General features: G+C 41.3%; 20 protein-coding genes. 1 reads left to right on the forward strand and 19 read right to left on the reverse strand.

Translation table 11 applies throughout. The features are described from left to right. Positions 1 to 32 precede the first annotated feature (32 nt). Positions 33 to 926 (forward strand): AmmeMemoRadiSam system radical SAM enzyme, encoded by an 894-nt coding sequence (gene amrS / locus TDE_RS11335; protein ID WP_002680331.1) that lies wholly within the window; start codon positions 33 to 35, stop codon positions 924 to 926. A gap of 6 nt (positions 927 to 932) precedes the next feature. Here the strand turns inward: amrS and TDE_RS11340 are convergent, their stop codons facing one another. The 19 genes from TDE_RS11340 to rpoB form a co-directional block, all read right to left on the reverse strand. Next, complete coding sequence (locus TDE_RS11340) at positions 933 to 1574, reverse strand: MBL fold metallo-hydrolase (protein WP_002680333.1); 642 nt, start codon at positions 1572 to 1574, stop codon at positions 933 to 935. A gap of 30 nt (positions 1575 to 1604) precedes the next feature. Then, positions 1605 to 2996, reverse strand: coding sequence for an RNA polymerase factor sigma-54 (gene rpoN / locus TDE_RS11345; protein ID WP_002680335.1), 1392 nt, complete (start codon positions 2994 to 2996; stop codon positions 1605 to 1607). 11 nt (positions 2997 to 3007) lie between these two features. Continuing rightward, positions 3008 to 4342 carry a TldD/PmbA family protein gene (locus tag TDE_RS11350; protein ID WP_002680338.1) on the reverse strand — a complete coding sequence of 445 codons (1335 nt, stop codon included), beginning with the start codon at positions 4340 to 4342 and terminating at the stop codon, positions 3008 to 3010. Beyond that, entirely contained in the window at positions 4339 to 5805 is a 1467-nt protein-coding gene (locus TDE_RS11355; RefSeq protein ID WP_002680340.1) for a TldD/PmbA family protein, read from the reverse strand. The genes TDE_RS11350 and TDE_RS11355 overlap by 4 nt, the downstream gene beginning before the upstream one ends. Positions 5806 to 5935: 130 nt before the next feature. Then, entirely contained in the window at positions 5936 to 7399 is a 1464-nt protein-coding gene (gene purF, locus TDE_RS11360) for an amidophosphoribosyltransferase (protein WP_002680342.1), read from the reverse strand. Between the two features lie 109 nt (positions 7400 to 7508). Continuing rightward, positions 7509 to 7679, reverse strand: coding sequence for a hypothetical protein (locus TDE_RS13165; RefSeq protein WP_002667639.1), 171 nt, complete (start codon positions 7677 to 7679; stop codon positions 7509 to 7511). 97 nt (positions 7680 to 7776) lie between these two features. Next, a complete protein-coding gene (locus TDE_RS11365; RefSeq protein ID WP_002680344.1) occupies positions 7777 to 8298 on the reverse strand; it encodes a DUF308 domain-containing protein in 522 nt (173 codons plus the stop codon). A gap of 26 nt (positions 8299 to 8324) precedes the next feature. Beyond that, positions 8325 to 9539 carry a MalY/PatB family protein gene (locus TDE_RS11370; protein ID WP_010957226.1) on the reverse strand — a complete coding sequence of 405 codons (1215 nt, stop codon included), beginning with the start codon at positions 9537 to 9539 and terminating at the stop codon, positions 8325 to 8327. Then, entirely contained in the window at positions 9526 to 11979 is a 2454-nt protein-coding gene (locus tag TDE_RS11375) for a glycogen/starch/alpha-glucan phosphorylase (RefSeq protein ID WP_002680347.1), read from the reverse strand. The genes TDE_RS11370 and TDE_RS11375 overlap by 14 nt, the downstream gene beginning before the upstream one ends. A gap of 107 nt (positions 11980 to 12086) precedes the next feature. Then, on the reverse strand, positions 12087 to 12554 hold the full coding sequence (locus tag TDE_RS11380; RefSeq protein WP_002680348.1) for a GNAT family N-acetyltransferase: 468 nt from the start codon (positions 12552 to 12554) through the stop codon (positions 12087 to 12089). Positions 12555 to 12614: 60 nt separating this feature from the next. Continuing rightward, positions 12615 to 13280, reverse strand: coding sequence for a hypothetical protein (locus TDE_RS11385; protein WP_002680349.1), 666 nt, complete (start codon positions 13278 to 13280; stop codon positions 12615 to 12617). Positions 13281 to 13312: 32 nt separating this feature from the next. Then, positions 13313 to 13912: a hypothetical protein gene (locus TDE_RS11390; protein ID WP_002680350.1), complete on the reverse strand. Its 600-nt coding sequence runs from the start codon at positions 13910 to 13912 to the stop codon at positions 13313 to 13315. 92 nt (positions 13913 to 14004) lie between these two features. Then, positions 14005 to 14637: a DUF3841 domain-containing protein gene (locus TDE_RS11395; protein WP_002680352.1), complete on the reverse strand. Its 633-nt coding sequence runs from the start codon at positions 14635 to 14637 to the stop codon at positions 14005 to 14007. Positions 14638 to 14647: 10 nt separating this feature from the next. Next, a complete protein-coding gene (locus TDE_RS11400) occupies positions 14648 to 15091 on the reverse strand; it encodes a hypothetical protein (protein WP_002680353.1) in 444 nt (147 codons plus the stop codon). A 12-nt stretch (positions 15092 to 15103) separates the two neighbouring features. Beyond that, positions 15104 to 15580, reverse strand: a complete 477-nt coding sequence (locus TDE_RS11405; RefSeq protein WP_002674090.1) for a pyridoxamine 5'-phosphate oxidase family protein — start codon at positions 15578 to 15580, stop codon at positions 15104 to 15106. A gap of 41 nt (positions 15581 to 15621) precedes the next feature. Beyond that, positions 15622 to 16125, reverse strand: coding sequence for a methyltransferase family protein (locus tag TDE_RS11410; RefSeq protein ID WP_002680355.1), 504 nt, complete (start codon positions 16123 to 16125; stop codon positions 15622 to 15624). Positions 16126 to 16314: 189 nt separating this feature from the next. Next, positions 16315 to 17061, reverse strand: a complete 747-nt coding sequence (locus tag TDE_RS11415; protein ID WP_002680357.1) for a head GIN domain-containing protein — start codon at positions 17059 to 17061, stop codon at positions 16315 to 16317. 190 nt (positions 17062 to 17251) lie between these two features. Continuing rightward, on the reverse strand, positions 17252 to 21526 hold the full coding sequence (gene rpoC, locus TDE_RS11420) for a DNA-directed RNA polymerase subunit beta' (RefSeq protein ID WP_002680359.1): 4275 nt from the start codon (positions 21524 to 21526) through the stop codon (positions 17252 to 17254). Between the two features lie 24 nt (positions 21527 to 21550). After that, positions 21551 to 25054 (reverse strand): DNA-directed RNA polymerase subunit beta, encoded by a 3504-nt coding sequence (gene rpoB, locus TDE_RS11425; RefSeq protein ID WP_002680361.1) that lies wholly within the window; start codon positions 25052 to 25054, stop codon positions 21551 to 21553. Positions 25055 to 25161 lie beyond the last annotated feature (107 nt).

Genomic DNA, 25161 nt, shown 5'->3' on the forward strand with positions numbered 1-25161 from the left:
AAATAGTTTTTTAAAAGAACTTTAGGAGGGCTATGAAAGAAGCGGAATTTTGGAAAAAAGAATCTTCTTTTTTAGAAAATGAAGACGATAAAATACGCTGCCTTTTATGCCCTCACAGATGTCTTATAAAAGAGGGGCAAAGCTCCCGATGCCTTAGCCGCAAAAACATAGGCGGAAAACTTTACAGCTTAAACTACGGCAAGGTTTTGGGAGCAGCCCTCGACCCCATCGAAAAAAAGCCCCTATATCGGTTTTATCCTTCTACTTATATTTTCTCGGTAGGGACATTCGGCTGTAACTTTGACTGCCTCTTTTGTCAAAACCATTCCCTCGTTCATTCCGTTCCAAAAAAAATAGAGGAGAAAACCAACAATTATCAGGATGAGGTCAGCCCCGAGGAACTGATTGGGGCTGTTTTAAAAACGCCCTCTATCGGCATAGCTTTTACTTATAACGAGCCCACGGTTTGGTATGAGTATATAAAGGATGTCCTCCCGATTGCAAAAGAAAAAGATCTAAAAACAGTGCTTGTAACAAACGGCTTTATCGAAGAAGAACCTTTAAAAAAAATTCTCCCGATGATTGATGCGATGAATATCGATCTAAAGTCATTTTCCCCGCAGTTTTATACCAAGGTCTGTAAGGGAAAAATAGAACCTGTAATAAACACTATAAAAAAAGCCGCCTCACAAATTCATCTTGAAGTTACCTGCTTGGTTATTGAAGGATATAACAGCGGCGACGATGAAATGGAAGCCCTCTCCCAAATGCTTGCAAAAATAAGACCGGATATACCCCTTCATATCTCGGCCTTCTACCCTGCCTACAAGATGAGGGACAAGGCCCCCACAAGGCCTGAAACAATCAGGCACCTATGTAAGACAGCCCAAAGAAATTTAAAATATGTTTATCCGGGGAATATTTAAGGCCCTCTAAATCTTTTCTATCCAGCCTCTTTCAGCTCCTATCGAAGTATTGGAACCGTGCCCGGGATAAACGGTAGTGTCATCCGGTAGGTTTAAAAGAGATTTTAGTGAAGCCTTCATCTTTTGATCGTCCCCGCCCAAAAGGTCTGTTCTTCCATGGGAGCGGTAAAAAAGGGTATCTCCCGAAAAGAGGACTTTTGCTTCCTCGTTCCAAAAGCAAACAGAGCCTTCGGTATGCCCGGGAGTATATAAAACCTTAAAACCGTTTACAATATCTCCGTCTTTTAACAAAGCAGTAGGCTCCGGAAAATCATATTTCAAAGCTTTTATATATCTTTCTGCACGGATTTGGCTAAAACATGCAATATGCTTTTCTTTTCCGTTTTTGCCCAGATAGCCCGCATCTGCAGGATGAATCCACAAAGAAGAATCGGGATATTTTAACATAAGTTCGGGCACGCCGCCCACATGGTCAAAATGTCCGTGGGTAAGCATAATTTCGAGTCTTTCGGCATTTTTGTTTTTTAGGTATTCCATCAATTCCTCATCCGTGCCGCCCGGATCAACGAGGAGAACCGTTTTTTTATCCAAGGGAAGAGCCCAAGTCTTTACAAAAAGCGGGCCGGTATAAATCTCCGTAATTTCCATATCTTTTTATACGGCAATTTTGTAAAAATGTCAATTACGATGATAAGAAGAAGGAAGGCCCATTTCTTTGCGGTACTTATTTACAGTTCTTACGGCGATATCGATTCCGCGTTCTTTTAAGATTTGAGAAATACGGGTGTCGGTTTTTTTTTCGGTATCCGATTCGATGATTTCTTGTATGGCTTTTTCTACAAAGTCTTTTGATAATCCGCCGCTTACTTCCGGCGAAAACAGGTCTTTAATTTCAAAGAGACCCCACTCGCATCTTATGTACTTTTGGTTTGAAACTCTTGAAACGGTAGAAGGGCTTAAGCCCACAATTTCTGCAATATCGATTTGTTTTAAGGGCTTTAAATAGCCTGCCTGCATTTTGTCACTCTCCCCTTCAGAGGACGGTTTGCAGGGGCGGCCTAAAAAAAAGGCCTCTTGAAAATTTACAAGGGCAGTTAAAACTTTTAATATAGTCTGATTGCGGTAGGCAAGCACATTCATAAAAAGAGCTGCCTTGTTTAAAAACTCCGAAGCCTCTTTTTTTTCTTCTTTTGAACCGGAATTTTTTATTTTTTCATATTCGGGCGAAATCTCCAAGGCAGGAACTTCTTCATCATTTATTATAATCTTAATCTCGTTCCCTTCCCGTTTTATCTCGGCAATCGGCGTAATAAATTTTTCGCCGTCTCCTTTGCTTGCATAGGCAAGCCCCGGCTTAGGGTTTAAGGCATCTATCAATCCTGCAAGTTCTTCCGCCGTTTCCAAATCTATATCGATTTTTTTTTGAGCAAGTTTTTTTATAAAAAGTTTTAAATCGGAAACAAAGACAAGAACTTCGTAGTGTTCTTTTATTATCTTTACGCAAAGAGAATATATGGTTTTATAAATATCAAGGATTTCATGCGTTTTGGGCGACTCGCAAAGAATTCCCGCCTGCACAATAAGAGATTCTTTAAAACCGGAACAGGCACAGCCTATCGGTTCAAACCGCCTGACAATATTAAGGGCTTTTTTTATTTCCGCATGGTTTATCTTTTTTTCGGCAAGCAGGCCTGCAAAGAGTTCTTCAAGAGGAACCCAATAAAAACCGTTTTGATCCAAATTTTGAATTATGAGCATTGCCGCATCTAGGACATACTCGTCCGTAATCGATTCTCCTGCTTGTTCAATCAGATGAGCTTGAAGGGTTTTGCGGGAATCATCTTCGATGCTCTCCAAAAAACTTTGATGCTTATCCCCCTCTTCAGCGGAGGCGGCACTCACTCGGGAAGATGTTTTAAAAACAAGGGCCGGATTCCGCTTTACTTCTTTTATTACCTCTTCCTGAAGTTCTTCGCTCGATAAATTAAGCATGGCAACAGCATTCAGCATTTGCTGGTTCATCACCATTTTTTGAGATAAAATCTGCTGCTGCCTTTGCTTTAATAACATTTATTTTTACCTTAGAGCGTGCAGTTAAAATCCTTTACCAAGATGCCGGGAAGCGAAGCTCCTCCTGTGCTTCTGCTGCCGTAGGTGCCGGTGTTTGCAAAGATGCGGCTTTCCTTTGTTACGGCCAAAAGGTTTTCCCCGAACATATTGTACAAGGATTCGTCCCAACGCATATCGGCAATGGGGGCAACGATTTTTCCGTCTTCTACCCAAAGGCAGGCAAAACGGGTCATTCCCGTTACGCGGGCCGAGGAGGTATCGCTCCAGTTCAGGTAGTTAAAGTTTGAAATATAAATACCCGTACCCAGCTCTTTTACGGCATCAGCTTCGTTTAAGTTTCCCGTTCCGATAACTATTGAACGCATACTTTCGCTTAAAGGAGCACCATTGGATTTTACCCCGTACTGAGTTTCGGTTCTTAAACTGACCAAGGTATTTTTAAGCTTACCCTTTTCGATTATGCTTAATTTTTCGGGAGCAAGCTCTCCGTTTGAGTTAAAGGCAGGTTCAAGCCCAAGCGAAAAGTCCTGAGTCAAATTAAACTTATCGGAAAAATGCTCCCTTCCCTCTTTTAAGGCAAGATAGGCACTTGAGCCTTGCTGCATACTCCTTTCGCTAAAACCGTTCCACGAAAAAAAGTCGGTTACGTCAAGAAGGGCATCGGCACTTATAAATGCCTTGTATTTTCCGGGAGCTAATTTTTTTTGAGGCGTATGTAAAACTTCCAAACCTTTTCGAGCTTGCTCTATCTTTAGCTTATATTGAGCATCACTCCATTCCGTTCCCGAATAAAGAGATTTTATACCGCGGCCGTTTTCGAGCCAAACCGAATAATCCAAAACAAAGGTTTCGGTCTGAAACCAATGGCTTGCCCCTGCGGAAGTTATAACACCCTTACAAATAACGCCCTGAGAATAAAGGCCTGCAAAGTCAAGGTCTTTAACGGGAGATAAAATAGTTTCGGGTATCTTATCTTCGGGTAAAAGTTTTCCCGTATATATTGCCGAAGAGGTTTGCGAGGCTTCCGGGATTGACTGGTACTTGTCTTCGGGCAGAAGCATTATAGAGTCTCTAGCTTCTTGAAGAGCCTCTGCAGCCATCCTCTTATCTTTTTCCATACTCATCTGAATACCGAAACTGAAATTATGGGTGCGGTTCTTTTTCCAAAAAGTGCAAGAAAAATAACCTTGATCAACCATTCCGTTTTGGCGTACCTTAGCCTTGCTAAAGCGCATAAAATAGCTCTTTTCGCCCGAAAAAGAAATCGAAATTTTTTCTCCCTCCAACAGTTCCGAAAGCATAAAATCGGCAATCGATTCAAAATATTCTTTAAAACTCATTTTCATTTTCCGCCTCCAAAAACTTCTACATCAGAAAATGCGCAGACAGGACTTGCGTGTCCTACACTGATAACCTGATTCGGTTCTCCCTTACCGCAGTTAGGCGTTCCGTAAACATGGAATGTGGATTTATCGCCTACAGCACAAAGGTTTCGCCAAAAGTTTTGAGATACACCGCGGTAGTTCGGGTCGCGTACGGTTTTGGTAATTTTTCCGTTTTCGATTAATTGGCCGTATTCGCATCCGAATTGAAATTTATTGCGGTAATCGTCTATCGACCATGAGCGGTTAGATGTCATAATAATTCCCTTTTCGATTGAAGAAATTATTTGATCAAAGCTGCTGGTTCCAGGTTCAAGGTTTAGGTTTGCCATTCTGTCTATCGGCGGCCGGTTCCACGAGGTTGCTCTTTGGTTTGCGACCATCTTGTCCGGCGGAACGGTTTTGCCTGCATAGAGGCGGCCTGCACTTTCGAGGCTTCCCAAGGCACAGACTAAAATTCCATCCTTGATTATAAAGGTTTTCTTTGCCTGAGCTCCCGTCTGGTCGGCAGCAAAGGTGGCAAGCTGATATGGAATTGTAGGATCGTAGCAGATATTCATAAGCTTTGAGCCGTATTGGAAGCTTCCTATATCTTCAGGCTTTATAAAACTGCCGCCTGCAAAGTTTCTTTCATCGCCTAAAATGCGGTCAATTTCCAAGGGGTGGCCGACGCTTTCGTGAATTTGTAAAAGCATTTGGTCGGGCATAAGAACAAGGGTACGCCTGTCGGAAGGACAGGACTCGGCTCCCAAGAGCTCTATTACTTCATTCCCTACCCTTTTGGCTTCTACCTTGGATTTGGCAAAGTTTAAAAACTCATAGCCTCCCTGAAAGGTACGGGCACCTGCGCCGTTATAAGTTCGCCTTTGAATTATGTCCCCTCGGCGGGCAGCGGCACCGAAACTTGAACCTATTGTGTAAAAATCCTGTAAGATTTTTGCACCTCCTGAACTTAAAAGCTCTATCACCTCTTCGCCTAAATTTACATAGGCATGAGTGTCAATAACCTCATCGGAGACTTTTAAAATATTGCATATCTCAAAAAGATAATCGAAAATTTCCGTTTTGGAAGGGCGGGTCTTTTTGCCCCTGAGAGTCTCGTATTTTAATTCCGTATCCGGCCTGACATTTTTGTCAAAATCGGCAATTTTAAAGGCTGAAGCGGTTTTAGCGGCATTAAAGGCTTGACAGGCAGCTTCGGCAGCTCCTTGAGGCGTCATATTTTGACTTGCCCCATAAGCAATATGCCCCTTATACAAGACCTCAACCATAAAACCCTGATCAAGCCCATAACCGGAAGATTCAAAAGCTCCATCCTGAGCCGCAAAGAAAGTATCTCTTGTGCGGTGAATGCGTAAAGTTACAAGCTCCGCCTTAGGAACGGCGTTTTTTGCAGCTTCAAGCAGGCTTTCAGATGTATAAATCATATTTCCCCCTAAATAATTACTAGAATTATTATATCAAAAAGAGGCAGATTTTGCAATTGAAAAAAAGAAAAACATAAAGCAGGAATCTTTAACCTTATTATGGAGTTATAATAGAACCTAAAAATGCTTTTTACTCAAAGCTGTTTTTATCGGCGGCGCCGCTGACATCGACGGGGTACTTTCCGTCAAAGCAGGCACAGCAAAAGTGGGTGTTTGCTCCGGCATCCTTCATCGCCTTGAGCATACTTTCTTGGGATAGATAGACTAAGGAGTCTGCACCGATGTGTTCCCTGATTTCTTCAACCGATTTTTTGTGGGCGATGAGGTTTTCAGGGTCTCCCATATCTACACCCATAAAACAGGAGTATCGTACCGGAGGAGAAGATATTCTGATATGAACTTCTTTTGCACCTGCTCCCCTAAGCATTTTGATTAAGGGTCCCATGGTGCTTCCGCGGACAATACTGTCATCGACCACTACGATGCGTTTTCCTTCGACAGCTTCAGAGAGAACATTGAATTTCATCGCAACGCCTTGGTCACGCAATTTTTGGGTAGGCTGAATAAAGGTGCGTCCTATGTAGCGGTTTTTTGAAAAACCCTCATCATAGGGAATGCCCGATTCTTGAGAGTAGCCTATGGCTGCCGAACGGGACGAATCGGGAATAGCTATAACTATGTCGGCCTCAACTGGGGAGCTTTTTGCAAGCTCCTTGCCGAAATTTACACGGGATACGTGAACCGAAGCATTGTTCCAAACCGAGTCGGGGCGGGCAAAATAGACATACTCAAAAATACATGGAGAAAGAGGCTCCTTAGGCGGAATGCGCATACAAAGCTCGGCTCCGTTATCGACAAGCTTTAGAATCTCACCGGCTTTTACCTCAGTAACATCCCTACAGCCCAATGTTAAAAGAGCACAAGATTCGCTTGCCGCAACCGATACCCCTTCCTGAAAACTTCCGACACAAAGAGGTCTGAAGCCCCAAGGGTCTCTGGCTATGTAAATTCCTTCAACCGTTAAAACGGCAATCGAAAAAGCTCCTTCCCATTCTCTCATACATGAAGCTATACGCTCCGCCCAAGAATCGCCTTTGGCAGCGGCAAGCATCATAATCATAACTTCGGTATCGGAGGTAGAAGAAAGCCCCACCCCTCTTTCCAAAAGTTTTTGCCTTAAATGCGGGGCGTTTACAAGGTTTCCGTTATGAGCAAGGGCTATAGGCCCGTACATTGTTTCTATATAAAAGGGCTGGATATTTCCAAAAGAAGAAGAACCGGTAGTCGAGTAGCGGGTGTGGCCGATGGCAGCATAACCTTGGAGATTCGATATATCGTGTTCGGTAAAAATGTTGGAAACAAGGCCCGGTTTTTTGAAGACTCGGATATGTTTTCCGTTTGAAACAGCCATTCCGGCCGCTTCTTGTCCCCTGTGTTGAAGAGAAAAAAGAGCATAAAAAACCGAGCGGGCAGCGTCATCCGGCCTGAAAGGCAGCCTTTCGGGATTTTCCGTCTTATAGGAGTTTGAATCCCAGACAGCTGCGATCCCGCATTCTTCCCCTAAACTCGATTTAAAAATATCATCCTTGCTCATTTTCTCAAATTCTCCTAAATCTAATCAAAAAAACAACAAAGGGAGACCTTTCATCTTTCAGAAAGAGCCTCCCTTCTTCGGCATTTTAAGAACTTTTAAACCTGATCGATTAATGAAAGTCTTTAGGTCGTCGTTCAACTCTTTTACATTTTGAACATTCTGCAATATTTTTAATCTTACCGTTATCGACCATTGTTTTTAATACGATGTCTCCGCCGCAGGGACAATTAAATTTTTGAGTAGCAGCAGCAGTTCGTGAGTTTTTACTTGCACCAGCCATACTTGCCTCCTAGTAAAATATTATAGATTATAGTTATATCAACCGAATAAGTATAAAAAAAAACGGATTTTATGTCAATAGATTGATAATATAAAAATCAGCTCCTTTTCTTCAATACAAAGAAGAGCCAAATGCTGCTTATTCCGTTTATCAAAAAACCGAAACCTATCAAACTTGCAAAGAGGCCTGAAATGCTTGCAGGATTAAAAAGCCCCGAAAGCCCTATTAGGCATACAATTCCGGCAAAAATCAGCCAAAGCCACCACAGCTTCACACCGTATCTTTTTAGATCGAATGACTTTTTGACCTCAACAGCTCCCAAACAAATCAAAAACAGCCCGAGGACGAGCCCGATAAGACCGAGAACGGCACTTGGATTTACCAGACACAAAAGCCCCAGTCCTATAAGAATGATACCCAAAACCAAAAAGGTATTCATTTTGATTGAAAGGAACTGATAAATTTCGACAAGTCCGTAAACGATTAACGAAATACCTACAATAGTCACAATAATTCTTGTTATACTGTCAGGGTTAAAAATACATACAAGCCCTAAAACAGTAGACATCACGGCAATAGCCAAAAAAATCATAGAATAAGATAATTTTTTTTCAGACATATATACTCCTTATAAATAATACGATATTATAACGATAACAATTTTTTCTTTAATGCATCACCGAGCATTTCCAAATGCTGCTGTAAAATTTTAGTAGGACAGCCGACATTGATTCTTTCAAAACCGTCTCCTTCAGAGCCGAAAACATAACCTTCATCCGTAAAAAATTGAGCTTCATTATGCATAAAATTTTCCAAAGTTTGGTTATCCATTCCGAGGGCTCTAAAATCAATCCATTGAAGATAAGTACCTTCAATGAACCTGCTTTTAAGCATGGGAAAATTGGAATCAAAATAGTTTTTAACCAGTTTTTGATTATTATCGAGAACTTGAAGAAGCTCCTCAAGCCATTTATCACACTGAGTATAAGCTATTTCGCAGGCTTTAAAACCTAGGGCATTTACGCTTGAAGATCTCATCTTTTGAAGCATATTATAATATTTTGTTCTAAGATTTTCATTTTCGACAATTATATTTGATGTAGCAAGACCTGCAACATTAAATGTTTTTGAAGGAGCTGTCGCAGTTATGGTATTTGCCGCTATTTCTTTTGAAATACTTGCCATAAGAGTGTGTTTATAGCCGGGCATTACAAGATCATTCCAAATCTCATCGGAAAAAACTATAACATTATTTTCCAAGGCTATTTCGGCAAGTTTTTTTAATTCTTCTTTTTTCCATACACGGCCCACAGGATTATGAGGCGAACAAAAGATCAAAAGTTTATTTTTAGGCTGCTTTGCCAAACGTTCAAATTTCTCATAATCTATTGTATAATAATTGTCCTTATCACATAGAAGAGAACAATTTACGAGTTCACGTTCATTCATTTCAATTGCCATAGAAAAAGGATAATATACCGGCCGCATAACTATTACACCGTCCCCTTTTTCGGTAAAGGCATTTACTGCGGCAAAAAAAGCATTTACGATACCGGGAGTCTGCATAATCATTTCGGGGCTTACACTGTAATCATGTTTACGTTTAAGCCAATTGATTACGGCATTATCATAATCGGCATATCGCGTAGAATAGCCCAAAATCAGCCTGTCGAGGTATTCTTTTAGGCCTTCAGTTATTTCGGGCGGGTTTTTAAATTCCATATCGGCCACCGAAAGCGGAATTATGCCGTCCGAAACATCAGGTTTCCATTGGTACATAAGCTCCCACTTAGCAGAACCTATGTTTTTTCGCGGAAGGGTATTTTCAAAATCATACTTTCTTGTTTTATTGATTGACATTTATTCTTTCCAGTCTCCAAATTTCATCAACATAGTTTTGAATAGTCCTGTCCGAACTGAATTTTCCGGAGCGGGCTATATTTAAAATACATTTTTTTGCCCAAGCATGGCGGTGATAATACTCGCTTATAATTTGCTCGTGAGCTTTTTGATAGCTCTTAAAATCGGCAAGAATATAATAAGTATCGGGCCTCTGTCCTTCAACACCGTAAATCAAAGAATCGTAAAGCCCTCTAAAGGTTTGTTCTCCCGGCAAGGTATAGGTCCCGTCGATAAGCTGATTGACCGCCTTTTCCAGTTCGGGGTTTGCTGCAAGGTACTCTCTCGGATTATAGGTGTTTTCCTTATCCATCTTTAAAATTTCTTCAGCCTTAAGCCCGAAGATAAATTCGTTCTCTGCTCCGGCTTCTTCGATAATTTCAATATTAGCCCCGTCAAGGGTACCGATGGTTACGGCTCCGTTAATCATAAATTTCATATTGCCCGTACCGGAGGCTTCTTTTCCGGCTGTAGAAATTTGCTCGGAAATATCGGCAGCAGGGAAGATTTTTTCCGCAGCAGATACGCGGTAGTTTTCGACAAAGACAACTCTTAATTTTCCGGCAACCCTGTGGTCGTTATTTATTCTGTCGGCGACCGTGTTGATGAGTTTTATTATTTCTTTTGCACGCCTATAGGCAGCCGCAGCCTTTGCTCCGAAGATAAAGGTTTGCGGAACAGGGTCATAGGACGGGTCGTTTATGATTCTATTATAAAGGGTCATTATATGGAGAATGTTCAGTAACTGCCTTTTATATTCGTGGAGTCGTTTGATTTGAACATCATAGATAGAATCGGGATTGATAAATATGCCCTGATTTTTTTCAAGGTATTCGGCAAGCCTGATTTTATTTTTGTGCTTAACCTCTATAAAACCTTCTAAAAATTCTTCGTTATCTATAAAGGCTTCAAGCTTTTTTAATTCATTCAAATTAGTTATCCAGCCGCCGCCTATGTATTTTGTGATAAACTCGGAAAGAAGAGGATTGGCTGTTAAAAGCCAACGCCGTTGAGTTACTCCGTTGGTCTTATTGTTAAACTTATGGGGATAGAGGTCATAAAAATCGGCAAGCTCTTTGTGCTTTAGGATTTCGGTATGAAGAGCGGCAACTCCGTTTACCGAAAAGGCACCGGCTATAGCAAGGCGGGCCATGTGAATCTTTCCGTCAGCCATAATCGCCATATTGTTGTGCTTTTTCCAATCGCCCGGATATTTTTCGTAAAGCTTTGCCAAAAAGCGCCTGTTTATTTCTTCAACGATTTGATAAATCCTAGGCAGAAGTTTTTGAAAAACATCTATCGGCCATTTTTCCAAGGCCTCCGCTAAAATCGTGTGATTTGTGTAAGCAAAAACCTTCTTTGTAATATCCCAAGCGGCATCCCATTCAAGATGATAATCGTCCATCAAAATACGCATAAGCTCAGGGATTCCCACAACAGGATGGGTATCGTTTAGCTGGATTACAACATAGTCGGGCAGCTTGGTAAAGTCCGTACCTTCTCTATGTATAAAGGAGCGTATAATATCCTGTAAACTTGCAGAAGTAAAAAAGTATTGCTGTTTTAAGCGTAAGTTCATTCCGGGCGGGCCCGAATCATTCGGATATAAAATACAGGAAATACTCTCGGCATCTATCTGTTTTTGGAAGGCCCTGTTATATTCCATGCTGTTAAAAAGCGGAAGGTCAAAGCCGTCATCGGAAGAAGCTTCCCAAAGGCGGAGGGTGTTTACCGTGTCCGTACCGTAACCGACAATCGGCATATCATAAGGGGTGGCAATAATTTCTTCTGCTCCGTTTAGATCATAATAGAGTTTCCCGCTTTCGGATGTTCGGGAAGAAGGAATACCTCCAAAGTAGACCTTAACGCTCAAATCGGAGCGGCGTACTTCCCAAGGGTCGCGGGCAAAAAGCCAGCGGTCGGGATATTCTACCTGATAGCCGTTTTCGATTCTTTGCTCAAACATTCCATACTTATAGCGGATACCGTAGCCGTGCCCCGGATAGTTCATGGTTGCAAGAGAATCCAAAAAGCAGGCAGCGAGTCTTCCCAAGCCTCCGTTTCCCAAACCGGCATCGGGCTCTTCATCTTCGATAATCGAAAGAGGTTCGGATATTTCATCTGCAATCTCTTCAATGGTTTTTCGAATACCCATATTGTTTATATTATTGATTAAGGCTCGCCCCATCAAAAATTCGGCTGAAAGATAATACATCCTCCTAACGCCGGTTTTCTCTTGAGCATTCATAGTTTTAATCCAGTTAGATTGAATCAGCTCCATAACCGTACTGGCGACGGCATCATAAATCTCTCGGCGGGTAGCCTTATCAAGACTTTTACTGAAATTTCTCTTTAAGCGTCTTATTACGGAATCCTTAACTTCTTCTTTTGAAATAACCAAGCTTCTACCTCCTTCTTATGTACCCATACTACTCTACATTTATTGTATGTCTTTTTTCAGATAAAATCAAGGCTATTTATTAATTGGTATTTATTAATTGAGGGACTTTATATTTTTTTAACAACAAATCTGATATATGTATCAAAACCAAGACTCTCATAGAAACACTTTGCATCTTCGTTCAGCTCCCAATGAGTCAACTCGATTTGTGAGGCTTTTTCTTTAACGGCAATTTTTTCAATTTCTTTTATAAAGGCCTTGCCGATTCCCTTTTGCCTGTATTCAGGAGCTATACCGATTTGATCGATATGTATTCCTCTATAGGCTTTTCTAAAAGGATTTTCTTGATAATCCCGAATATAAAATAAAGCATAACCGGCATCTTTTCCGTCACAAGAGACAATATAGCAAAACCAATTTTCTTCTTGTAATTGCTTTTTAAAAAAGTTTAATATTTCATCATATGAAAAAGGTTTAAAATACTCAGGATACAATCTATAATGAAGCTCTTGCACATCTTTACTCATTAATGCGATATGCTCTGCATCTTTTGATAACCTAAAATTTAAATCCATAATTTTTACCCTCCTTATATTTTATAATATTCGAGGTAATAATGGAGCTATTACCTCAAGTCATCCGCTTAAGCGGTTTTCCATTCTTTCTATCGCTCTGATATGAATGCGGTCATGCCAAATAGCTCTACGAATTACTTTTTTAACCGTCCAATCCTCACTCTCATTACGATACAGCTTATTGCCCTCTTTTAGATATTTTTCCTTTAGCTTTTCTATAAATTCCATACGATTGAGCCGGAACTCATCGCCTATATCCATTTCAGTACCGATTTGATTTAGATAGTAGTTTTGAACATTAACAATGTGACGATATTGGTCATTAATTGTACAATATACGTCACCGTAAAAAGTTTTCCGCTTCATCGTAATGTCAATTAGCGATTTATTCTTCATTCTTTTATATATTTCTTCAGTTTTTGTTCCGGAAAGTAAAACTTTATCACACCAAAAAAGAAAATCATCTTGCTTATCAAAATCGATTAGCTCCGAATCAAATATAATATCCGAATCGGCATCTTCAATGTGTAAATCGGATTTTTTTATTTCTTCATTTATTTGCATATCGATAGCTTTTTCAAAATTAAGCCATTCATTATATAAAGCTATTTCTTTATTGACTTTCCCCCTAGCCTCTTCCAGTGTCTTTCCGCGAATATAAGCCCCGGGTAAATCAGTTATCCAACCAAGAAAACCTAAGCCGTTAGTTTCGTAGATTATGTGCATTAAAGACTCCTTGCTGGTTATTTTATAGTTGATTAACTGTTTATCTTGAATATTATTATATTATTTCCTGATATTTCTACTTTAATTATAGCAATGGAATAATCACCACTAGTTTTTTTATAATAAAAAAGATTCCCATCTCTTTTAAATTGCAGATATTGGTCAGTTCCAATAGTAATATTTTTATCAAAAATCACATTTTGAACAGAAAGAGAACGAAAAGTCTTAATATTAGATTGACCTTTATTAAGAGTTATTGAATCAGTTGGAGAATTTGTAGGCAAAGCCAATAGAAATTGGTTATTATCCAGCATTGTTAAATTACATACCCCATTTTGCACAGTGTAAGAGTATAACTTATCATTGTTTAAAATCAGTATTTTTTCTTTTGTTTCCTGTTTTTTCAAAATATTAGTACTGGGCTTTTTAATAATACAATGAAAGTAACGTTCCCATACACAATCAATCGAATCATTAGGCTGAAGTATTATCATTTTGGATTCATAGTTTTGGGCAAATTCAAACTCTATAGGATAAGAAGATTTATTTTCAATAGTTACAATTCCTTTTTCTTTTTTACCACAACCGGCAAATAAAATAGCAATCAAAGCAATTAAAACAAGCTTTTTCATTCAGTTTTCTCCTTATGAAAATTACTTTATATCATTTATGCGGCATAATCAAGAGACTGCCCATACCAGTGTATTAACACAAAGATATCTCTTTAATCCAAGACGAAATGTTCGGGGATTCTTTCACCCGGCCTGATAACCTGTTTGACCCATTCTTTTTTTATATGCCAGATATTTGCCTGCACATCAAAGATATTCCAATCGTCTATATCAAAAACTCTGAGCCAGCTGTCCCGCACCCGTTTTTCTTCATCGGGGAACATCCGTGCATATCTTCCATTAATGAACTCATAGGAATTTTTAAACCCCTTTTGCTTTATGTCTTCTTCGTAGGCGGCAAGATCTGCTTCGTTTTCAGGAACATAGTGCAGATTTAACACGTAGTCCCATTTAAACCCGCTGAAGTACAAGATTTCTTCGTTGGGGACCTCCAAAATGTAGGCAACATTGCCTTCTTCCGGGCGCATACAACTTTTTGCACTCACAGAGCACCAGATATGATAATCGGCATAATCGGGCTTTTTTATGCGCTTGGACGATTCTTTTATGAACCAGTCATAACATTTAAGCATAAGAGATGAGATACCTGCAAGGTGTTCTTCTATGTATATTCTTTTATTAAGAAAAAGCCCCGTTTTTTCCAGAATATCCAGCGACCTTTTATCTTGGCAAGTAAACAATAACGTTTTTCCGTTTTTGGTATAAGGATTTTTTTTATGCTTCATTCAAATTCTTTCAGTTTTCACGCTCACTCATGTATTTTTTTACTTCGGCAGAAGTCAACATACGTATCTGTGTATGCGGATATTCTTTATATTTCCCAACAGTAAAAAGAGGTGCGGTTTGTTTGCATTGTTTGTCTTTATTCTTTTTCAAAAATAAAAGCAGATCGTCATAGGACGGGAAAATTTTATATGATTTTTTGCCCTTGCTGTTTTCTATTTCGTAGATACCGCAGGCCTTTTTTTCGGTATAATCCGCAGTACGCAAATAGAGTTTTGCAATTTCCAATGATTTAAACGGGAAATTCCATCTTTGCAAACCCCGTTGCGGATCATGTTCAATACAAATACATCGGCCGCATGTTCCGCAGATATATTGCGTATGATTTTCCAAGCAATCTACGGGATTCAGTAATGGGGTAATTCTGTTTTCGTTTACATAGCATTCTTTACACATAGTATCCTCCTATTAAACCTTAGCTCTGCTTTTTGCTGTTACACATGGAACATCGATACGTAAAACAGTAACCTGTTTTGTCATCTGTTCGGTTATTTCAAAATCTCTGCCTGTCTGTGTTTTCATCAACAGCTGCAAGCCTAAAATCTTTTCTTTTACATCTTCAACAAAAACAGCTGTACCGTCTCCCATAACGCTTGCATATTCCGATCCGTACTCACACGGAATTTCTCCTCCGGAAATAATCACAGCTTCCGTTTCAAGCTCGATAAAAACATGCGAATTCTTGTTGATAATATCCAGCTTCCGCCCTTTTTTTGCGCAGTGCACATATAAAGTCAATTTGCCTTCGTTAAATATAAAACCGTACTGCATCGGCACTACATACGGCCGGTCATTATCGATCATACCGATATGTACAACCTTTGCTTTTTCGATAATTGATTGTATTTGCCGATTATCCGTTACTGCCCTGTCTACTCTTCTCATAAATAAACCTCCCAATCGAATTACAAATTATTCATTACCAATTAGTTATGTATTTTTCTCCACGGAATAAAGCGGTTGACCCGTTTACTATAAGCTTTATATTCCTCGCCGAAACGTTCTGAAAGCCATCTTTCTTCCGTGAGCTTCATAAACACGGTAAGGTATACCCAAAAGAGCGGCGGCAAAATCAATACATACCAATTCCGGCAGAATAGCAGAGCGCCGATACAGATAAACAAAAAAGCGGAATAAATGGGATTACGCACGATGGCATACACGCCGCCGGTTTCAAGCCGGTTCGATTTTATCGTGATGTCGATCTTGGCACTGAATACCGCAGCGTACCACAAGATAATACCGCCTGCAATACACAAGATTCCGGCAATTACAAAAAGAACCGTAATGACCCCGCCGCCAACATCGCCGCTTGTAAGCATATTGAATTTGACAAGCGCAATCCCTGCAGCGGTGAACGCAATCATAATTGCAATACACACCGGTCCGACACCCATAACAGGAAGATGTTCTTGGTTTTCTTTTTTCATCCTATATAAAATCCTTCCTTAAAATTGAACAGCTGAACAAAATATCAATTTTGGAAGCTGTTCAATTCGCCGTTTCGTAACGTCAGTGAGAAACGGCATACAATAAAGCGATGTTTGCCGAAAGGCAAACTCGACAGCGTTTTTTTGACAATGCCATCTGCATTGTCAAAAATAAGCATTCATAACTTTTTAAAGAGAAGATATGCGGCCGCTGCCTGAACTTTTAGTCTCAATAACAGGATTACCCTTATAACGGATGGAACCGGAGGCACCTATATCGGCTTTTAAATGCCGTGTAACCCATACTTTTGCAGAACCGGAACCTGAAATTGAAATATCAGCCTTTTCAGTTTCAAAATCCGTTGTTTTTATATCCCCTGAACCGGAGATATCCGCTATTATATTTTTGGCCTTCCCTGTCGCGGAAAAATCGGCTGAGCCTGATACGTCCACCTTTAGAGTGTTTACCGTAATATCGCGTGCGGTAATATTACCGCTGCCTGAGATATCTATCGACATTGAATCTTTAGGCATATTGAATGATGAAATGACAGCTGTAAGTGAACCGACTGTCTGCAACTTTATTAAAGCAGGCATTGTGATAGAAACTTTACACTGAGTCGGTGATATGCTGTACCCCGATTTAAAACCGATGTTAAGGGTGGTGCCGGCAACTGATATATCCAAATCGGGGAAAATATTTTCATCCGTTTCAATTTGAATGGAAAAGGTTTCGCTATACCTTATGTCGGCAATCCAACCGCCAGAGATAGAAAGAGCATTAAAATTGTTTTGAGGGAATGATTTAGTTTCTATCTTTCCGTTTCCTTTGATCACTTCGCCAGAATCGGAAAAAGATTGGCAGCTTATACAAATACACAAAAGAGCCGTTATTACGGAAGCTTTTACAACACCGATTACTTTGACTTTATTCATAAAAACTCCTTAGGATAAGTTTCTTTTATAATAATACTTTAAAGCCTCAAATATGTCAATGCTGAAAAAAAACCTTTGTAAAAATGCGGGTGCTTAGGGGCTGCGCCCCTAAGCAGTCGTTGAAGGGAGAGGGGGTTTTAGGGGGAGAGGGAAACTTGCGTCTGAACAAGTTTCCCTCTCCCCCTAGATTTTAGAGATCATCCAAAAAGTTTTCTTCTTCGATAAGTTCTTTTTCTTCGAGAGCTTGAGCAGCTTCGGCTTCAAGCCTTCGGCGTTCAAGGATTTCGTTCATCTGAATATCCAAGTCACTCTTATTTTTATCGAAAAGTTTAATATCTCGGTACTGCTTCATACCTGTTCCAGCAGGAATAAGATGACCGATAATTACGTTTTCCTTTAGACCGCGAAGCTCATCCGAAGAACCTGCAATAGCGGCATTTGTAAGAACCTTCGTGGTTTCTTGGAAAGAAGCGGCCGAAATAAAGGAATCGATGTTTAAGGCTGCCTTTGTAATTCCTTGGAACATAGGACGGGCAACTGCAGGCTGACCGCCTTCTTCCTTAACCCTCTTATTTTCCTCATGGAAGCGGTATTTATCTATCTGCTGGTCAAAGATAAACTTGGTATCTCCAACCGAAACAATCTTTACCTTTCGGAGCATCTGGCGGACGATTATACCTACATGTTTATCGTTGATGGTAACACCCTGAGCATCGTAAACTTCCTTGATTTCCTTCATCAAATAGTTTTGAAGGGCATTTTCACCGAGGATATTTAAAATATCGTGCGGATCAAAGCTGCCGTCACACAAGGGCTCTCCGGCCTTTACCGTATCTCCGTCACGGACAAGCATTCTCTTTCCTATAGGAACCAAGTGCTTTACATCATGACCGTATTCGTCTCGAACCATAATAGTTCTCTTGCCCTTAAGTAAGCCTTTCTTTATGGTAACAACACCGGCAATAGCGGCAAGAACAGCAGGAGACTTTGGTCTGCGGGCTTCAAGGAGCTCCGAAACTCGCGGAAGACCTCCGGTAATATCCTTTGTCTTTACCGACTCTTTTGCTATCTTTGCAAGGATTGCACCGGCCTTAATTTCCTGACCTTCTTCAACCAAGAGCTGCGCACCTCCGGGTAGGAAGTAAGAGTCCTCACCTACGGTGTTACCCGATTCATCTGAGATAAAGATGCGGGGCTGCATCTTATCGAAGTGAGCATCACTTATTCGCTTTTCGACAACACCCGTTTCCTCATCGGCTTCTTCTTTTAAGGTTGTACCGGGAAGAATATCTTCAAATCGGACAAAGCCGTCATATTCTGCCAAAATGGGATCGGCAAAGGGGTCGAAAGTACCTACCGTTTCTCCGGCCTTTATAACATCATTTTCTTTTACTACAACCTCGGAACCGTTTCTTATCTCTATTGTCTGCTCTTGACCTGTCAAATAGATAATATTATCTCTGACCTCGGCAATGGCTATATTTTCCGAAAGAACTTCCTTTCCGTTCTTTAATGTATAAAGAGGATTTCCCTTTACTACCCTTGTACCTGTACTTACAAGGGCTGTTTCACCTTTTTTAAGAGCATACTCATTCAATACCCTGCTGAAGGTAAACTCGCCTTTTCTTGTAAAGAGGAAGTGTCCGTTTTTAAGCGTTACATAAGAACCCTTTATACCCCGAACGATGATAGAATAATCGTTAAATACGATCCTGTTCTCTTCAACGTTTTTAGAAGCCGTACCGCCCTCATGGAAGGTACGCATCGTAAGCTGTGTACCGGGCTGACCGATGGACTGGGCTGCGATAATACCTACAGCCTCCCCTATTCGGACAATTCTGTTTCGGGCAAGATCCCGTCCGTAACATTTTACGCAAACACCGTGCTTGGATTCGCAGGTTAAAACGGTGCGGAGCTTAACGGTTTCAACACCGGCTTCTTCTATCTTCTTAGCTGTCTCATCGGTAATATACTCGTTTACATCGATTAGAAGCTCTCCCGTAATTGGGTGAATAACCCTTTCCAGAGTGTATTTTCCGGCAATACGTTCGCTCAAGGACTCACGGATTTCGTCTCCGCGTTTAATTGCGGCATATTCTATACCGTTGATGGTGCCGCAGTCTTCTTCGTTTACAACTACGTTTTGGGCAATATCAACAAGACGGCGGGTCAGGTAACCTGCGTCAGAGGTTTTAAGAGCCGTATCGGTCAAACCTTTTCGGGCACCGTTAGTCGAAATAAAGAATTCCATAACGTTTAAGCCTTCTTTAAAGTTCGATCTAATCGGAAGTTCGATGATGTCTCCCGTAGGCTTGGACATAAGACCTCGCATTCCCGCAAGCTGATTTATCTGATCCTTAGAACCTCGAGCACCCGAAGTTTCCATCATGTGAATCGTGTTAAATCCGCCCTTGTCTTCTTGCAGACGTTTCATAAGAATTTCTTTAAGATTGGAGTTTGTCTTCTGCCAAACGTCAACAACACGGTTATAGCGTTCTTCTTGGGTAATGTGGCCGCCCTTATACTGATTATAGATTTCCAAAACCTCTTTGTTGGCCTTTTCAAGCATTCCGGCCTTTTCAGGAGGAATAATCATGTCCTCCATACTCAAAGTTGCACCGAAATATGTAGCGTACTTATAGCCGACAGCCTTGAGCTTGTCCAAAAGCTGAACAGCCAGCCACGGGCCCTTATCCTTAAAGACATTCTCTATCAGTTTTCGTATTTTTTTATCGTTTAAAGCATAATTTGTAAAGGGAACGCCTTCGGGCATTTCCTCGTTAAACAGAATTCTTCCCGGTGTAGTTCTTACGGTTTCAATCTTACCGGGTTCCGTTTCATAGTCGATTAAAACGGGTTCCTGCCAGCCTACGGCATGACATTCTGCGGCCATCAAAACTTCCGGAACGGAAGAATAAAGGCGCTCTTTTTTACCCTCAGGCAGAGCTCTTTCCTTTGTAAGATAGTAAAGACCCAGAACCATGTCCTGTGTCGGGAAAACTATTGTTTTTCCGTTTGCAGGGTCTAGAAGGTTTCGGGCTGAAAGCATCAAAGTCCAGCATTCCATTTGAGCCGCCTGAGTGAGCGGAACGTGGATAGCCATCTGGTCGCCGTCAAAGTCGGCGTTAAAGGCCTTACATACAAGAGGATGGAGGCGGATAGCCTTTCCTTCTACCAAAACGGGTTCAAAGGCCTGAATACCAAGCCTGTGGAGGGTCGGAGCACGGTTTAAAAGAACCGGATGTTCGCTTACGACCTCGTCAAGGACTGCAAAAACTTCGGCAGCTTCCTGCTCTACGAGGAGTTTTGCCTTTTTAATATTGGAAACAACTTCCTTTTGAACAAGTTTTTTCATTATAAAAGGCTTAAACAGCTCCAAGGCCATCTTAGTGGGCAGACCGCACTGCCAAAGCTTGAGTTCGGGGCCTACAACGATAACGGATCGGCCTGAATAGTCGACTCGCTTACCTAATAGGTTTTGGCGGAATCTTCCCTGCTTTCCTTTTAAAAGATCGGAAATCGATTTTAGAGGTCTGTTTGAAGCTCCTTTAATAGCCTTTTTGCGCTTTGAGTTATCGAACAAGGCATCGACTGCTTCTTGGAGCATTCTCTTTTCGTTTCTGATAATAATATCGGGAGCCTTTAATTCCATGAGCTTACTCAAACGGCTGTTTCTGTGAATAACCCTTCGATACAAGTCGTTGAGGTCGGAGGTTGCAAAGCGGCCTCCGTCAAGCTGAACCATTGGGCGTAAATCCGGAGGAATAACCGGAATAACATCAAGAATCATCCACTCGGGTTTGTTGCCCGATGCTCTAAAATTTTCGACTATTTCGATTCTGCGCAAAAGGCGTTGATCGCTTTTTGCACCTTTTTCAATCATTTTAGCACGAAGCTGGGCTGCAAGCTCATCCAAGTTTATATTTTGAAGAAGGGTTTTAATAGCCCCTGCTCCCATTCCTGCGGTAAAGGCAGCTCCATAGCGTTCGTGAGCATCCCTGTATTCATCTTCGGTTAAAAGCTGCATGGGCTCCAAGTCGGTATCGTTTGCATCTATAACGATGTATTTTTCATAGTACAAAACAGACCTCAGAGCTGCAACCTGTAGGTTGAGTAAAAGTCCCATTCGGCTAGGTACCGAGCGGTAATACCAAATATGAGAAACGGGGGCTGCAAGTTCTATATGTCCCATGCGTTCACGGCGGACCTTAAAGTGAGTAACCTCAACACCGCAGCGGTCGCAGATAACGCCCTTATAACGGATTGATTTAAACTTTCCGCAAAAACACTCCCATTCCTTTGTGGTTCCGAATATTCTTTCGCAAAACAAACCGTCCCTCTCCGGACGCAAGGTTCGGTAATTGATTGTTTCAGGCTTTTTGACTTCCCCATAGGACCAAGCCCTTATAGTGTCGGGTGAAGCAAGCCTTATCATCAAGCTGTCAAAATCCTGTATATCTCTCATAATCTTTCCCTCTCCTTACTTCCGTTAAAAGTTAGTACTTGTTTTTTCGCGTTTAATTAGCTCTTCATCCCTTTCGGTTAAAGGAATCTGCTGACCCTTTGCATCATAGATTGTAAAGTCTAGAGCTAAACCTCTTAATTCCTGTACCAATACGTTAAAGGATTCGGGGATACCGGCAGAGCTTGAAGGCTCGCCCTTAACGATGGATTCATATATTTTAGATCGTCCGTGCATATCGTCGGACTTGATTGTAATAAGCTCCTGCAAGGTGTTGGCTGCACCGTAAGCTTCAAGGGCCCAAACTTCCATTTCTCCCAAACGCTGACCGCCGAATTGAGCCTTACCGCCCAAGGGCTGCTGGGTAACAAGAGAATAGGGGCCTGTTGATCGGGCGTGCATCTTGTCGTCTACCAAGTGAGCCAGCTTTAAGAAGTAGATAACCCCGACAAATACCTCGTTTTCAAAGAGGCGGCCGGTTAAGCCGTCTCGGAGTTTTACCTTAGAGCTGGTAGGATAACCTGCTTCTTTAAGCTTCGCTTCAATCTGTTCCATACTGGGAGACTCAAAAACCGGAGACTCGTACCACTCATTCAATTTTAATCCTGCAAGGCCCAGCTCCGATTCCAAAATCTGGCCGATATTCATTCGTGAAGGAACACCGAGCGGGTTTAGACAAATATCAAGAGGTGTTCCGTCTTCCATGTAGGGCATATCTTCTTCGGGGAGGATTCTGGCTACAAGACCCTTGTTTCCGTGGCGGCCTGCCATCTTGTCCCCCTCGCGGAGTTTTCGTTTTGTAGCGATTAAGACCTTTACAACTTCATCTACACCGGGGCTCAAGTCATCTCCCTGATCCCTCTTTAAGCGCTGAACATCGATAACCGTTCCCTCGGTTCCGTGGGGAACACGCAGGGAGGTATCCCGAACTTCCTTAGCCTTTTCACCGAAGATAGAATTAAGGAGCTTAAATTCGGGGGTTGTATCGCTTTCGCTCTTAGGAGTAACCTTTCCGACAAGGATATCTCCGGGCTTTACCTTAGAGCCTATGCGGATAATACCTTCGCTGTCAAGGTCATCCAAGCTCTTTTCGGACTTATTCGGAATATCGCAGGTCATCTTTTCGGCACCCAGTTTTGTTTCCCGAACATCGGTTGAAAGCTCTTTTATATGAATAGAAGTGAACATATCTTCTTTTACAACTCTGCGTGAAATTAAGATAGCGTCTTCATAGTTATAACCGTTCCAAGGAACGAATCCTACGAGGATATTTCGGCCTAGGGCCAATTCTCCGTTATAGGTTGCAGGACCGTCAGCTATGGGCTGGCCTGCCTTAACCGTATCGCCTACATTGACGATGGGGCGCTGATGGTAACAGGTTTCTTGGTTCGTCCTTTGATATTTTAAGAGAGTGTACTCGTCCTTATCTTCTTTATTTTTTCCCTTTTCGGGGGCTATGATAATCGTATCGGAAGAAACAAACTCAACCTTTCCCGATCTTTTTGCCTTAACCAAAACGCCCGAATCATAGGCGCACTTTTTTTCCATACCGGTTCCGACTCGCGGAGGTTCGGGGAAAACTAAAGGAACAGCCTGACGCTGCATGTTAGAGCCCATGAGGGCACGGTTAGCGTCGTCATGCTCAAGGAAGGGAATTAGAGAAGCCGAAACGGATATAATCTGTTTAGGCGAAACATCCATGTACTGGATATCTTTCGGGCTTATTGAAGTATAGTCTCCAAGTTTTCGGCACGAAACTTGATCCGTATTGATCTTTCCGTCCTTTCCGATAGCGGAAGAAACCTGTCCGATAAAATATTTGTCTTCATCCATTGCAGACAGGTACTCGATTTCGCGGGTAGCAACCCCGTTTACAACCTTTACATAGGGAGCTTCCAAAAAGCCGTATTCGTTTACACGGGCATAGTTTGCCATAGAAACTATAAGACCGATGTTCGGACCTTCAGGGGTCTCGATAGGACACATTCTTCCATAATGGGTATAGTGAACTTCTCGTACCTCGAAGCCTGCCCTGTCGCGCGAAAGACCGCCTGGACCTAATGCATTAAGACGGCGCTTATGAGTAAGCTCGGCCAAGGGGTTTACCTGATCCATGAACTGGGACAACTGGCTTGCTCCGAAGAATTCCTTAATAGCCGCAACGATGGGCTTAATGGAAATTAAGTCCTTAGGCTTGATGGTATCCATTTCCTTAGAACTCATCCTGTCACGGGCAATACGTTCCATTCTGGAAAAGGCTTTTTTTAGAACATCGGTCATAATTTCGCCGACTGACCTAATTCGCCTGTTTCCTAAGTGGTCGATATCGTCAATGCTTTCTTCACCTATGTAAACCTTGATCAAAAATTTCATTGTCTTAAATATATCTTCTTCAATTAAGGTTGTACCTTTCACGTCATCGGAATAGTCGAATTTTTTGTTTAATTTGTATCGGCCGACCTTACCTATATCGTACCTTCTTGCAGTGAAAAACATATTGTGCAGGTCTTCTTTTGCATTTTCGTAGGTAATAGGATCTCCCGGACGGATAACGCTGTAGACTGCGTTTAGGGCATCTTCAACAGTGGGCTCATCGTTTACGGCCGGATCGGGAGTGTACTTGATTTCTTCTCTTTCAAAACAATTGATGATAATCTGAGAATCCAAAGAGTCTTTTCCCTTAAAGTCGATTATCGTTATCTTTTTAACGTCATTTTGAATTAAATCGTCGATGTTGTGGGGATGAATTTTTTCACCGGCTTGATGCATTTTACGTTTTTCGCCGTCTTCACCCTTTACATAGACATCTCTGGCCAGTACCTGACCTATTAATTCTTCATACTCTGTCCTATCCGGAGATATTTTGGCTGTCTTTGTTTTATAGAAAAGGTCGATAATTTTTTCTCTTGTGTCATATCCGAGAGCACGTAAAAATATCGTACCTAAAATTCGCTTTTTACTGTCAAGCTTTGCGTAGATAAGCTCTTTTTTCTGATCTATTTCGAATTCAAGCCATGTTCCTCGGTATGGAATAATGCGGCTTGAGTAAACACCCTTTTCATGCGAAAAGATAACACCAGGCGAACGGTGAATCTGAGAAACTACAACCCTTTCCGCTCCGTTTATAATAAAGGTTCCTCTTTCCGTCATCAGAGGAATATCGCCCATGTAGATGTTTTTGCGGCGAATTTCCTTAGTTTCTTTAAAAAATAAGTCTATTTCGGCTTTTAAAGGGACGGAATAAGTAAGTCCCTTTTGTTTGCATTCAATTTCAGAAAATTTAATACTATCATAATCGAGAGAATAGGATAGATATTGCAAAGCCATGTCTTCATTTGTACTTTCGATAGGAAAAGTTGTATGGAATACCGATTCTAAGCCCTCAATCTCGGTCTCATCTGTCTTTTTTTCTTTGTTTAAAAATTTATTGTAAGATTGAATCTGAATATCGATGAGATTAGGAAGCTCCATAAAATTCGGAACATCCTTACCGTAATACCTTCGATCTATTTTTTGACCTCTTGCAAACATCCATTACCCCCCAAGTCTATATTTAATCACAAAAAGACTTCCTGAGAATTCATACAGGAAGTCTTAGAGAAAATTCATTGTCTATGCTGTTGTGCTTCTTTTTGGAA

The organism is Treponema denticola ATCC 35405, from assembly GCF_000008185.1.
Taxonomy (GTDB): domain Bacteria; phylum Spirochaetota; class Spirochaetia; order Treponematales; family Treponemataceae; genus Treponema_B; species Treponema_B denticola.

Excerpts from the sequence above, each read along its gene's own strand:
- TDE_RS11370 (WP_010957226.1), bottom strand. The coding sequence starts at position 9,539 with ATGTCAATCAATAAAACAAGAAAGTATGATTTTGAAAATACCCTTCCG.
- TDE_RS11395 (WP_002680352.1), bottom strand. The coding sequence starts at position 14,637 with ATGAAGCATAAAAAAAATCCTTATACCAAAAACGGAAAAACGTTATTG.
- purF (WP_002680342.1), bottom strand. The coding sequence starts at position 7,399 with ATGAGCAAGGATGATATTTTTAAATCGAGTTTAGGGGAAGAATGCGGG.
- amrS (WP_002680331.1), top strand. The coding sequence starts at position 33 with ATGAAAGAAGCGGAATTTTGGAAAAAAGAATCTTCTTTTTTAGAAAAT.
- TDE_RS11380 (WP_002680348.1), bottom strand. The coding sequence starts at position 12,554 with ATGGATTTAAATTTTAGGTTATCAAAAGATGCAGAGCATATCGCATTA.
- TDE_RS11340 (WP_002680333.1), bottom strand. The coding sequence starts at position 1,574 with ATGGAAATTACGGAGATTTATACCGGCCCGCTTTTTGTAAAGACTTGG.
- rpoB (WP_002680361.1), bottom strand. The coding sequence starts at position 25,054 with ATGTTTGCAAGAGGTCAAAAAATAGATCGAAGGTATTACGGTAAGGAT.
- TDE_RS13165 (WP_002667639.1), bottom strand. The coding sequence starts at position 7,679 with ATGGCTGGTGCAAGTAAAAACTCACGAACTGCTGCTGCTACTCAAAAA.
- TDE_RS11355 (WP_002680340.1), bottom strand. The coding sequence starts at position 5,805 with ATGATTTATACATCTGAAAGCCTGCTTGAAGCTGCAAAAAACGCCGTT.
- rpoN (WP_002680335.1), bottom strand. The coding sequence starts at position 2,996 with ATGTTATTAAAGCAAAGGCAGCAGCAGATTTTATCTCAAAAAATGGTG.
- TDE_RS11365 (WP_002680344.1), bottom strand. The coding sequence starts at position 8,298 with ATGTCTGAAAAAAAATTATCTTATTCTATGATTTTTTTGGCTATTGCC.
- TDE_RS11400 (WP_002680353.1), bottom strand. The coding sequence starts at position 15,091 with ATGTGTAAAGAATGCTATGTAAACGAAAACAGAATTACCCCATTACTG.
- TDE_RS11350 (WP_002680338.1), bottom strand. The coding sequence starts at position 4,342 with ATGAAAATGAGTTTTAAAGAATATTTTGAATCGATTGCCGATTTTATG.
- TDE_RS11415 (WP_002680357.1), bottom strand. The coding sequence starts at position 17,061 with ATGAATAAAGTCAAAGTAATCGGTGTTGTAAAAGCTTCCGTAATAACG.
- TDE_RS11390 (WP_002680350.1), bottom strand. The coding sequence starts at position 13,912 with ATGAAAAAGCTTGTTTTAATTGCTTTGATTGCTATTTTATTTGCCGGT.
- TDE_RS11405 (WP_002674090.1), bottom strand. The coding sequence starts at position 15,580 with ATGAGAAGAGTAGACAGGGCAGTAACGGATAATCGGCAAATACAATCA.
- rpoC (WP_002680359.1), bottom strand. The coding sequence starts at position 21,526 with ATGAGAGATATACAGGATTTTGACAGCTTGATGATAAGGCTTGCTTCA.
- TDE_RS11385 (WP_002680349.1), bottom strand. The coding sequence starts at position 13,280 with ATGCACATAATCTACGAAACTAACGGCTTAGGTTTTCTTGGTTGGATA.
- TDE_RS11410 (WP_002680355.1), bottom strand. The coding sequence starts at position 16,125 with ATGAAAAAAGAAAACCAAGAACATCTTCCTGTTATGGGTGTCGGACCG.